The sequence below is a fragment of the Pseudomonas sp. NBRC 111131 genome (assembly GCF_001320525.1).
Taxonomy (GTDB): Bacteria; Pseudomonadota; Gammaproteobacteria; order Pseudomonadales; family Pseudomonadaceae; genus Aquipseudomonas; species Aquipseudomonas ceruminis.
Map to the genome: position 1 here is coordinate 1 of NZ_BCBH01000064.1, position 9,125 is coordinate 9,125.

13 protein-coding genes and 1 pseudogene are annotated in these 9,125 nt (G+C 57.3%); 10 read left to right on the forward strand and 4 right to left on the reverse strand.

The window, feature by feature from the left end; translation table 11 throughout:
- Positions 1–95 precede the first annotated feature (95 nt).
- Positions 96–755 carry a hypothetical protein gene (locus APH34_RS27860; RefSeq protein WP_054903737.1) on the forward strand — a complete coding sequence of 220 codons (660 nt, stop codon included), beginning with the start codon at positions 96–98 and terminating at the stop codon, positions 753–755.
- Between the two features lie 96 nt (positions 756–851).
- On the opposite strand, the gene APH34_RS27865 is transcribed toward APH34_RS27860, so the two are convergent.
- On the reverse strand, positions 852–1,712 hold the full coding sequence (locus APH34_RS27865; protein WP_054903740.1) for a hypothetical protein: 861 nt from the start codon (positions 1,710–1,712) through the stop codon (positions 852–854).
- A 255-nt stretch (positions 1,713–1,967) separates the two neighbouring features.
- Between APH34_RS27865 and APH34_RS27870 the strand changes: the two genes are divergently transcribed.
- The gene (locus APH34_RS27870; protein WP_023662265.1) at positions 1,968–3,026 is read left to right on the forward strand and encodes a tyrosine-type recombinase/integrase; all 1,059 of its coding nucleotides are present in this window, start codon (positions 1,968–1,970) and stop codon (positions 3,024–3,026) included.
- Between the two features lie 50 nt (positions 3,027–3,076).
- On the opposite strand, the gene APH34_RS27875 is transcribed toward APH34_RS27870, so the two are convergent.
- Positions 3,077–3,568 (reverse strand): hypothetical protein, encoded by a 492-nt coding sequence (locus APH34_RS27875; RefSeq protein ID WP_177328660.1) that lies wholly within the window; start codon positions 3,566–3,568, stop codon positions 3,077–3,079.
- Positions 3,569–4,252: 684 nt separating this feature from the next.
- Between APH34_RS27875 and APH34_RS27880 the strand changes: the two genes are divergently transcribed.
- The 3 genes from APH34_RS27880 to APH34_RS29470 all read left to right on the forward strand — a co-directional run bounded on the left by APH34_RS27880 (position 4,253) and on the right by APH34_RS29470 (position 5,775).
- Positions 4,253–4,537 (forward strand): hypothetical protein, encoded by a 285-nt coding sequence (locus tag APH34_RS27880; RefSeq protein WP_054903738.1) that lies wholly within the window; start codon positions 4,253–4,255, stop codon positions 4,535–4,537.
- A gap of 81 nt (positions 4,538–4,618) precedes the next feature.
- Complete coding sequence (locus tag APH34_RS27885) at positions 4,619–5,473, forward strand: hypothetical protein (RefSeq protein ID WP_081259065.1); 855 nt, start codon at positions 4,619–4,621, stop codon at positions 5,471–5,473.
- The gene (locus APH34_RS29470) at positions 5,470–5,775 is read left to right on the forward strand and encodes a hypothetical protein (RefSeq protein ID WP_016486936.1); all 306 of its coding nucleotides are present in this window, start codon (positions 5,470–5,472) and stop codon (positions 5,773–5,775) included. Before APH34_RS27885 ends, APH34_RS29470 begins: the two co-directional genes overlap by 4 nt.
- A 101-nt stretch (positions 5,776–5,876) precedes the next feature.
- Here APH34_RS29470 and APH34_RS27895 read toward each other — a convergent pair whose 3' ends face one another.
- A complete protein-coding gene (locus tag APH34_RS27895; RefSeq protein WP_023662260.1) occupies positions 5,877–6,608 on the reverse strand; it encodes a hypothetical protein in 732 nt (243 codons plus the stop codon).
- Between the two features lie 204 nt (positions 6,609–6,812).
- On the opposite strand from APH34_RS27895, the gene APH34_RS27900 reads away from it, so the two are divergent.
- The 4 genes from APH34_RS27900 (at position 6,813) to APH34_RS27915 (ending at position 7,995) form a co-directional block, all read left to right on the forward strand.
- A complete protein-coding gene (locus APH34_RS27900) occupies positions 6,813–7,076 on the forward strand; it encodes a hypothetical protein (protein WP_023662259.1) in 264 nt (87 codons plus the stop codon).
- Between the two features lie 11 nt (positions 7,077–7,087).
- Positions 7,088–7,336, forward strand: a complete 249-nt coding sequence (locus tag APH34_RS27905; protein WP_031325018.1) for a hypothetical protein — start codon at positions 7,088–7,090, stop codon at positions 7,334–7,336.
- Positions 7,337–7,472: 136 nt separating this feature from the next.
- Positions 7,473–7,697, forward strand: a complete 225-nt coding sequence (locus APH34_RS27910) for a hypothetical protein (RefSeq protein WP_023662258.1) — start codon at positions 7,473–7,475, stop codon at positions 7,695–7,697.
- Between the two features lie 34 nt (positions 7,698–7,731).
- Entirely contained in the window at positions 7,732–7,995 is a 264-nt protein-coding gene (locus APH34_RS27915; RefSeq protein ID WP_023662257.1) for a hypothetical protein, read from the forward strand.
- Positions 7,996–8,073: 78 nt separating this feature from the next.
- Here the strand turns inward: APH34_RS27915 and APH34_RS27920 are convergent, their stop codons facing one another.
- The gene (locus tag APH34_RS27920) at positions 8,074–8,790 is read right to left on the reverse strand and encodes a hypothetical protein (RefSeq protein ID WP_054903739.1); all 717 of its coding nucleotides are present in this window, start codon (positions 8,788–8,790) and stop codon (positions 8,074–8,076) included.
- Between the two features lie 109 nt (positions 8,791–8,899).
- Between APH34_RS27920 and APH34_RS29475 the strand changes: the two are divergent.
- Positions 8,900–9,125: pseudogene (locus APH34_RS29475) on the forward strand (DsbC family protein); the annotation flags it as partial.

The following is a 9,125-nucleotide window of genomic DNA, read 5'->3' on the forward strand; positions in this document are numbered from 1 at the left end:
GGGAAGCCCAGTCCCATTACCCTCAATGCGCCTGCGTCAGGTTTACTGCCCTGTGTTGCACATCTCCGGTCATACAGCCAACAGGAGATTCCCCCATGCAACATTTCCAAAAAGCAGCAGTTGACCGCACCGATCGGCAAGCGATGATCAGCTTCTTGGCTGGCCACTATCGCTACGACACCATGAACCAATGGAATCGCTCCACAAGCTACGCTCACTGCGTGAAGATCCATGCCCTTGGCTTGGATCGAGAGCAGACGGAGAAGGCCTTTGATCTACTCAATGTCGACTACTGGGATGAGCTGTCCCTGGTTATCGAGGACTTCGTTCTGGAAATGAACGGGGAATACACCATCAGTAGCAATGGGCGATCGAGCGGTTACCTGGTGCTCATGAAAAGCCGCTGGGAACCAACCGGCTATCAGTCTTACTGCCGAAACTGCTCTCAGCGTAACCACCAAGCTTGCACCGAGGGTGATAATCGCTGTGGCCGCTGTGGCGCTGAAGGAGAAGCCGGTCGGCGCAACTTCCAGCATCCACCTAAAACCCTTCGTGTAACTGGCCAAGCGATTGACCAGGACGAGGATTTCCAGGAATGGTCCCTGGACCAGCTGGCGAGCCGTGTTGAGGTTGTCGAGGCATTTGATCGTGCCTGTGACGACATTCGAGCGACCTTCATCAGCCTGCTGAGCCTGAACGTCGTCGAAGAGACCGTGCTTATCCCGCAGAAACGCTATGTGTTGCAATCGGCATAGCCCCACTCAACGCTCCACCCACCGCTGGCCTACGGGCTGGCGGTTTTCTTTTGCCCAAAGAAAAGCCCCGACACGCGGTCGGGGCAGGGTGGAGCGTTAAGCAACCTTGGCAGCAGCCTCAGGGCCTGCGATCAGTCGCAACAGTTCATCGACACTCAAAGGGCATAGCTCGCGGAAGTCGTCGTTGATGTTTTCGATTCGTTTGCGCAGTCCCTGGAGCAACTCGTGAAGTTGTTTTTTATCCAATAGATTGACTGCCAGAACCAAAATCCTCCACACCAGTTCGGATTCATCTTCGAGCGTTTCAGTGAAATTCCGGAGATCGCCGAAGAGCTCCATGATCTCATCGCTATCAAGGTTGTCGTATAGGTTATCCGGGCTCCAAGTGACCTCGGTACCGTAATCGGCCGCGAGTGCAGCTGTTACTTGATTACGCAGTTGCGGCATCAAGTCCCAGTCCCACACCCCCTGTATGATCGCATTGAGGATAACGTCCTGGAGATGGGACAGCGTTTCCAGCATCTGCGGGAACAACAACCGCCGCACCGAACTTGCACCTTCCCAGACAGCGACCTGCAGCGCATTGCGCATGGGCGTGCCTTCCGACTTTTGTCGGCTGAGGCCTTCGACCAGCGCATCGCGCAACAAGCGGTCGAGCTCGCAGGACGTAGCGGCCGCGGGCTTGAGCGTTGTCATTGCCAGCATCTGCAGTTTCACAGGCCGACCGTAGTTATCGGAGCAGTTGAACGTATCACCGTCCCATTGACCGGCCGCGATTACGGCTGGCGACAACAGGGTCTCGCAGTTCTGTCCCCACAGCAGGCGAACCTGAGTGATGCTTGAATCAGTTTCTTCAATCTCCGCAGTGGAAAGCGTGGTGAGCCCAGGCAGCATCAGCTGCACGTGGGAGGCAGTTTTCAGCAAATCAATGAAGCCGGAGAGCAGCGCGTTGGTCATGGTGGATCCCTGAAAGTAGTTGAACTTGCCATCAGGGATGTGAAACACGCACGAATACCCCCCCTCCCTTGTTCTGTGCGCTTTACGCCGCCGGTCAATCTCGGCCCGCACTCCCGGCGCCGGCGCTTGACCCTATTCTGGCAGTGAAAAAACCAGACGAGTACAAATGTTCTCCACTACACTCCACGGACATGCAATTAACAGTCAAAGCAGGCCGACCTAGCTCCCGTCCATCCTGTACCACCGGAGTCGCCCATGAGCGCTACTGAAGACCTCTTCAAACCTGACAATCCTTCTTGGAATGAACGGCCCAAGGAGACATTTGACCACTGGATCAGCCAGCAGGCGGGCAGGGGCACCTCTGCCCGCATCCGAGTGTCATCCGCGGAGGTGTACCGAGCGCAATGGGGCCGATTCGTCGACTGGATTGAGCAAAAAAGCATTAAATTAGACGAAGTGGATGCAAGCGATGTTTCAGACTTCCTCGATAGCCTAACCCCGGAGATCGAGAAGAACGAAAAGCGAGTGAACAATAGGCCGCAACGCGACCGCTACCGTAAGCTCATCCAGCGCGTATTGGCCGACCTCTTCAAGGAAAGGGAAGCGCCAGGCTTCCTGAACCCCGCGGCGCAGGCATTGAGGGCTGAAGGGGTCAAATGGAAGGATGTTGACGGCAACCTCCCCACGAGCTTTCTGCGGCCCCAGGAGGCTGAGTTGCTTGCCAATCTCCTGGTGGCGCCGTTGACGGCGCAAAACGACCGGGGCCGCTGGCGCGAGGCGCGGGACCGGGCCATGGTGGGCCTATGTGTCGGGGCTGGTCTCAAGGTGCAGGACATTGTTGGCCTGACTGTTAATTGCATCACCCCACAGGCCGCCCCGTGGATCACCCTTTCCTATGCGGATTCGAAGTTTGAGCACCGGACCAAGCCATTCGACTATGCCGCCCGGGCCCTGGCCACCTGGCTGCACATCCGCCTGCAGGCTGGTACCGAAGGTGACCTGGTGTTTCCCAGCGACATCACGCCAGTGATCAAGAACGGTCGGACAATCACCGCGATCAACCCGTCGACGGTGAACCGCATCACCGAGGCCGTGATCGTCGAGTCCGGGGTGAAGGCCATTCGCGATCCTGAGCACCGAGCGAGCCCACAGACCCTGCGTAATACCTTTGCGGCTGAGCTGTTCGAAAGAGGGGAAACGCCAGCCCTGGTGGCGGAGTGGATGGGCTTTGCACAGCCCGTGTCGGCCGAGAGGCTTTATGAGTCCTGGAAGCTGTGGCGGCAGACCACCAAAGGCACAGAACAAGGGGAGTAAGGGGGGCTAGGCAGAGGCGTGATCACCTCCGCCCAAAGGGCAGCAGACGCTTACGCGGACTGAGGGGCCTCGGCCTCCACGTCGCACACGCTGAGGCACACGTGGCCAACGGCTGACGCATTCAAGGCGATGCGGACTTCGCGGCAAATATCCTCATGGTAGGCATCCCGCACTTCACGGAAGGCCGAGACCAATGCGACGAGGCCGATCAGGGGAGCAAGCACGTACCGCGCCAGCTCAATGATTCTGGTCAGCGCCGCGGTGATGTCGGCAGGGCTAGTAGTCTGCAATGCTGCGAGGGTACTGGTGAATGCTTCGGGCTCCAACAAGACCGCAAGCAGCACCACGCCCAAAACGGCCGCTGGCAGGGCTGCAACAGCTCCCCGCAGGGTTCGAGTCAAAGCGCTCATCACAACGATAAGGGCTTTGACGTACGTCCGAGGATCTCGCCGCACGCGGTTTCGCATCTCTTGGTACTTCTCCATCGAGAGAGAACCCACCCCGACACCGTTGACCTCCGCCCTGACTTGCTTCTCGCTCATGCTCATATCCTGTGCTCCTAAAGGGGACTAATGGTCGGCCGCATGACCAACCCGCACAGGATAGCATTTAAAATACAAGCGCCGTATGCATTCATGTTATAGCACTCAGGCCCGGCGGGAGAGACGCGCCCGATACACGAACGCCAGAAACCACAAGGCCCACTACGAAGTAGCGGGCCTTGTGGTCGCAAGTTCAACCTTTCGGTTGATTTTCCCAGCCTTTCAGGAGATTGGGTCGGTTGAGGCTTGATCGCCTACATGGGGCCTATTAAACACGGAACATTGCGCCATTGCAACACGAAACTATAAATTTCTCCGGCGCAGCGTTCAGTGGGTGGAAAGCCATGCATTTCGGGAGATTACCACCACAAGGCTCACCTGATACGCACCCATCACGGCCCTAAAGATACTGGTAGTATCGGAATAGACAAACGCAAATCGAGCATTCAAAATCATTCAACGTATAGATACGCGTTAAATGGTGAGTCGGTACGACCTCACCGATAACCATCAATCGTTGTTTCTCCAGCAAGGGTCAAATCATGAAGCTGTTCTACTCCGATCAGATCTCCGAACCTCAGGGGGGGGAGCCCTTACACGGCACTCGCGGCATTCATTGCCGGTTATCACCTCATCAGCACCGTGTTGGGTATGTTGGTCGGCGGCCCCGCCGGCGCAGCTCTAATGAGCGACTGGGGAACCGCAGCTTTCTTCCTGGCCTTTTTCTGTACCAGAGGGTTCCGAATCCGGATAGGCAAGTCAAAAACAATCCTGGTGCTGCTGGTGGCCATTGCAGCTCTGGTGTTGGCTGAGTGGTTTACCCATCAGATATGGCCGCCTGCGCCGGAGCAAGCCAAAAGTTGGGCCGGTGTTGCGTGTAGCGTAGCCATGCTCGCACTGGCCAAGGCGCTTCAAGTCTTGGTGTGCCGGTACATCTGGCCAGGCTTCCGAGCAACGCTCGCTGATTGAGCTCACCAGGCTCTCATAACCACCGAACTCGCATTCCGGACCTCGCAGGTGGCCGACACCTGCATCCATCCAAGAGGGACAATGATGGCCACCATACTCTCCCAGCAACAGCAGCAGCGTCGGGGGCATGCCGAGCTCAGCATGCAGCCCATCAGCCGGGAAAAGCCTCCAACCATCAGCAAAGAGTCGACGCTCTGCGAGGTGTTCATCAAAGAGTTCAACCAGATCCCGGGGTGGACGTGTTACCCCGAAGCAGCGGGGTTCGATGTGCTGGTGGTGCACGACGATGGCCGTCAAATTGGCGTCGAGGCGAAGCTTTCGCTGAATGCCAAAGTCGCCGACCAGATCCTGCCCAATCACGGGGACGACTTTTGGGAAAGCCCGGGGCCAGATCATCGCCTGGTCATCGTCAGCAAAATTACCGATGCCAGTGCCGGCATAGCCAAGATGCTCCGTCGGCTTGGTGTCAAAGTACTCTGCCCTTATGAATCATGGACAGCGCAGGGCTATGTGCACACGTTCGGACTTGATCATCGGCTCTTCTACGCAGAACGCAGTGCTGCCTCTGATGAACGCATGTTCGACTGGTCGCCTGCAGAGCGCTGCCGAGTACCCTCCATTGTTACAAACCTGCCAGCAGGGGTTCCATCACCTTTGCGGCTCACGCCCTGGAAAGAATCGGCACTGAAAGTAGTGGTCCTCATGCGCAAGCAAGGGTTCATTACCGCCAAACAAATCGCGTCATTCGGCATTGGCGTCAGCGCGTGGACCCAGCCGTCAGGTAGTAAGAGACCGTGGCTCGCTAAAGGCGAGGTCCGCGGTCAGTGGGTTGAAACCGAGCATATGCCGGCCTTCGACAAACAGCATCCTGATATGTACGCCAAGGCGCTTACCGAATTCGAAGCCGAGGCAGGGCAGAGCAAGGTGTCACCATGACCAGTTCAACATATTCGCGTGCGCGAAAGACGGCCGGCGAAGTCGGATTTTGGGCAGTGCTAGTCTGCAGCATCTTCGTGTACCCGACAGAGCTCAATGAGCTGCTGGGTATTTCGTCCCTGCTGGCGCCTGGTGAACTCTTGAATGGGCCCAACGACTGGACACTGTTGGTGCGAGCTAGCCTTGGTCTCGTGGTTGGCGTGGCAGTAACAATCATAGTGTGGAAGCTGCTGGCGGTACTGCTCCCAATGACGGTACAGCATCAACCTGCTGAAGACGGCGGCTCCGGTCAAGGTGAGTGAAATGGCGCCCTTGCACTCATAGACGCTGATGGAGCTGCCCATAATCTGATTCGTAAATCTGTCGAGCCGTTTGCCAATGATCAGCGCCAGGCATTAGCAAGCTATGACCGCACTTTGCTCAATACATCCTCGATCCAGCCTGGCTCACCATATGCCGGCCGGGCGAACGGCTTCCAGTTTTCAGCCTCCTCGATCGCGACAGCCAAGCCCGCAGCGGAGATTTTGAAGCTGAGTTTTCGCCTATCAGCTACCAGAAGCCCCTTGTTCGCTAGTCCACGGGCGATGCCAAGCACGACCAGGGGAGGGGGATAGTAGCTTCGCCCGATCCATGGTTCGAACGGATCGAGGTACTCAGTGGGCTGCTGTTGTCCCTGGTGCAGAATGCGCAGGGCAGTAAGCGACATCGGCTTGCTGGCCGCGTCAATTTTAGGCTTCTGCATTGGCAGGCCTTTGAGCACCCTGGCTACCCTCCTGCCGTCAGTTGTGAGCCTGACAAATAGAGAGAGCAAGTCGCCCATGCCTATCGGCCGGTGATCCGTGCTCAACAATCCTCGGTTTTCTAGGGAGTGCCACGTTGAGCCGGCGCCATGACCGACCAGCTTCATTTCAGCGAGTGCGTATCGTAACGGGCCATCGTACGTCATCTTTCGGACCCGTCCGTCAGGACCATACTCCAGCCACCGCCATTGACTCGCTGGGGCGGAGCCTGGCCCAGAGTTCACTTCCTCGGCTCGCTGGTCTTCGTCATACGCCACAATGAGGTAGGCACGCTGGCGCTCGTTGAGTGATTCAGCGATCTCGGATATTCGGGTGATCAGCTTTTCTTTAGCCATGGTCCTGTTTCGATTCTTGGCACCTACTTAACTTAAGCACTGACGCTTGCCTTTGCCCCGCGGGCCGATCGCCGGCCTAGTCGAGATCGCGGTCTCCACCGCTCTCACCCGCTGCCACTCATACCTCCCTCCACTTTATTGCTCGATGCTCAACATCTCCATGGACCAGGTCATCGCAAGACCTGCTTCATCCAGGAGATCAGCATGTCCCAGAAAATCCAAGCAACTCAAACTGCAGTTCTGGTCGGTGACCGTGAGCAAGGTACGATGCTCGCTGCACTTCGCCACTACCAGGAGTTTCTCCGGAGTGGTGCGTCTGCAGCCCCCGGCCTGCTTGATATCGCAAGCAACGCCGGTCAGCTCACCCCTCTGTCAACCCAAGAGATCGAAGTGCTGTGCGAGAAGGTTAATTTCGGGTCGACCGTCAAGGAGCTCGAATCGTTCGTCGCCAACGCAAAAGCTAAGTGACGGGTGGCGGTATGCATCCCATCATCGAAGCCTCGCGATTGATGAAAGGCGCCCAGATCACCCGCAAAGCAGCAGTTCATGCCAATGGGGGCACCATCTTCCTCTGGGAGCTATCAACCGGAGACACGCTGGAAACCATTCGTTCAACGCATGGCTTCTGTTCAACCGCGTTGAAGGCCATCCCCTTTATCGAACGCGTCAATTACTACAGCGCCATGCGCGGCACCAAGGTAACGGGTAGCTACCAGCTACACGCTTAAAAACGCTCCATCCAACCCGGCCAAGCGCCGGGTTTTTTCTTGTGGATTTACGCGGGCATGAAACGCATCTCCCTAGGCAAGTTCAACGCCTGATGGCGGCACGGTGCCCCGGCACCTCACATGTATGGAGCAGGCGATGGCCACTCTCACCGCAGTTCAAGCACGCAACAAGATTCAGGATCACCTGTTGAAGGGGGCGGGTATCTACGCCTACCACCCGCAGCTGGGTGAGCGCTACTTCAAAGCCCGTGTGTGTGACGGGAAGTTAGAGGTTTACAACGGCTACAGCTGGTTCGAGGTGCCTCGCGGTACGAAGTTCAACAACGGCAATGGTTCGGCGGGTGACTTGTTCACCTATTGATCTGCCAGCAAAAAACGCCTTTCAGGAGATACACATGAGCACCCGCACCCCTGTCGCAAAACTGGGCAAGACCATCAACGCCGCTTCAGTCGAATTCAAGGTAGGCCGCACCGTTTACCAGGTTGACGTACCTGCCGGCACCAAATGCTGTTACCTCGTAGGGGGGAGCAATGGTGGTCGCTGGGTCGTAGATGATCTGTCGTTCCTCAACCCCAACTCGACGCTGTATCACGATGCCGAGCACTACGGCATTCCAGTTCCGGCAGACAACGTAACGGAGGCACCTCGGCGCACGTAGTCGGCCGAGTTCTTGCGACTCACCAGCACAGCTTAACTGCTACACCGACACCCTCGAACCAATGGTTCGAGGGTTTTTTTATGCCGCCGACTGGGTCCGGGAACCGGGCGCAGGATGTAGCAGTCCACCCGTCGAGGGCGTTTCGCTTTCGAGGCCCCCTCCAGAGGCGAGTTCTGGCGCTAGAGGCAGCTGGCAATCACCACACACCAGGTTGTACTGGTCACCACCAAGGACAGATTTTTTGCAGCCCGCGCACGTGTATTTCGTTCGTGCCCAGGCTTGTTTTCTCGCACCTCGGCGCCCGCCGCCCGGACCGACCGCTGCAGCGAGTGTGATATCCAGACCTTGATCGAGCAGCTCACGAATGAGGAGACTCATTCCCCCGTTCTCAACCAGGTAGTGCGACACCTTTTGCCCGGTCATTCGACCACCCGGCAGACCGGTACTGGACGGTTGCAGGCCGATTTCAACCATCTTATCGGCCCAGACCTGGTCGTGATATGCCCGCCGCGGGGGCTGCCCGGCATGCTGGCGATACTGATGACAGGCTTGATGCGCCAGCGATTCGATCATCTTGCTGCTCGATAGGTGCGCCCCAATAGCGATCAGGTCGAGGGCCGGGCAGAACTCACCACTCGGAAGAGCGCCAGGCCGATAGTGGCCATCGGATCCTAGCCGTGTCGAAAATCTGATTTCACAGCCAGGCAATGCCCCAGAAAAGAAGCGCTCGTTGATGACGCGATAGGCCTGGTGCAGCTGCTGCAACGGGTGAGATGGCGGCTGTACGGTTTCCATAACTCTCATTTAATACTGGCTGCGTATAGTCACGCGTTGACGGTATTGTTAGTATATGTTCACACGTACACATAATCTATCTGCATCATTTCCAATTCTGAGGTTGACGATGAAAAAGCTCGCTGTTGCTATCGCTCTCGCCAGTTGCTCGCTGGCTGCATTCGCCCAGGCCCCTGCGCCCGCAGCAGAGGCGGCTCAGGCCCCTGCAGCAGCCGCTCCAGCAGCAGCCGCTCCAGCAGCAGTTGCAGCGCCAGCAGCTGCCGCTGACATCGAGATCATGACCGTGATCAACACGCTCAAGAGCAAATACCCCTCCACCAACTTCACCAACGTGG

Bases quoted from the DNA above. Each gene is read 5' to 3' on its own strand.
- APH34_RS27860 (WP_054903737.1), top strand. From the start codon at position 96: ATGCAACATTTCCAAAAAGCAGCAGTTGACCGCACCGATCGGCAAGCG.
- APH34_RS27885 (WP_081259065.1), top strand. From the start codon at position 4,619: ATGATGGCCACCATACTCTCCCAGCAACAGCAGCAGCGTCGGGGGCAT.
- APH34_RS27865 (WP_054903740.1), bottom strand. From the start codon at position 1,712: ATGACCAACGCGCTGCTCTCCGGCTTCATTGATTTGCTGAAAACTGCC.
- APH34_RS27910 (WP_023662258.1), top strand. From the start codon at position 7,473: ATGGCCACTCTCACCGCAGTTCAAGCACGCAACAAGATTCAGGATCAC.
- APH34_RS29470 (WP_016486936.1), top strand. From the start codon at position 5,470: ATGACCAGTTCAACATATTCGCGTGCGCGAAAGACGGCCGGCGAAGTC.
- APH34_RS27915 (WP_023662257.1), top strand. From the start codon at position 7,732: ATGAGCACCCGCACCCCTGTCGCAAAACTGGGCAAGACCATCAACGCC.
- APH34_RS27920 (WP_054903739.1), bottom strand. From the start codon at position 8,790: ATGGAAACCGTACAGCCGCCATCTCACCCGTTGCAGCAGCTGCACCAG.
- APH34_RS27880 (WP_054903738.1), top strand. From the start codon at position 4,253: ATGAGCGACTGGGGAACCGCAGCTTTCTTCCTGGCCTTTTTCTGTACC.
- APH34_RS27870 (WP_023662265.1), top strand. From the start codon at position 1,968: ATGAGCGCTACTGAAGACCTCTTCAAACCTGACAATCCTTCTTGGAAT.
- APH34_RS27895 (WP_023662260.1), bottom strand. From the start codon at position 6,608: ATGGCTAAAGAAAAGCTGATCACCCGAATATCCGAGATCGCTGAATCA.
- APH34_RS27900 (WP_023662259.1), top strand. From the start codon at position 6,813: ATGTCCCAGAAAATCCAAGCAACTCAAACTGCAGTTCTGGTCGGTGAC.
- APH34_RS27905 (WP_031325018.1), top strand. From the start codon at position 7,088: ATGCATCCCATCATCGAAGCCTCGCGATTGATGAAAGGCGCCCAGATC.
- APH34_RS27875 (WP_177328660.1), bottom strand. From the start codon at position 3,568: ATGAGCGAGAAGCAAGTCAGGGCGGAGGTCAACGGTGTCGGGGTGGGT.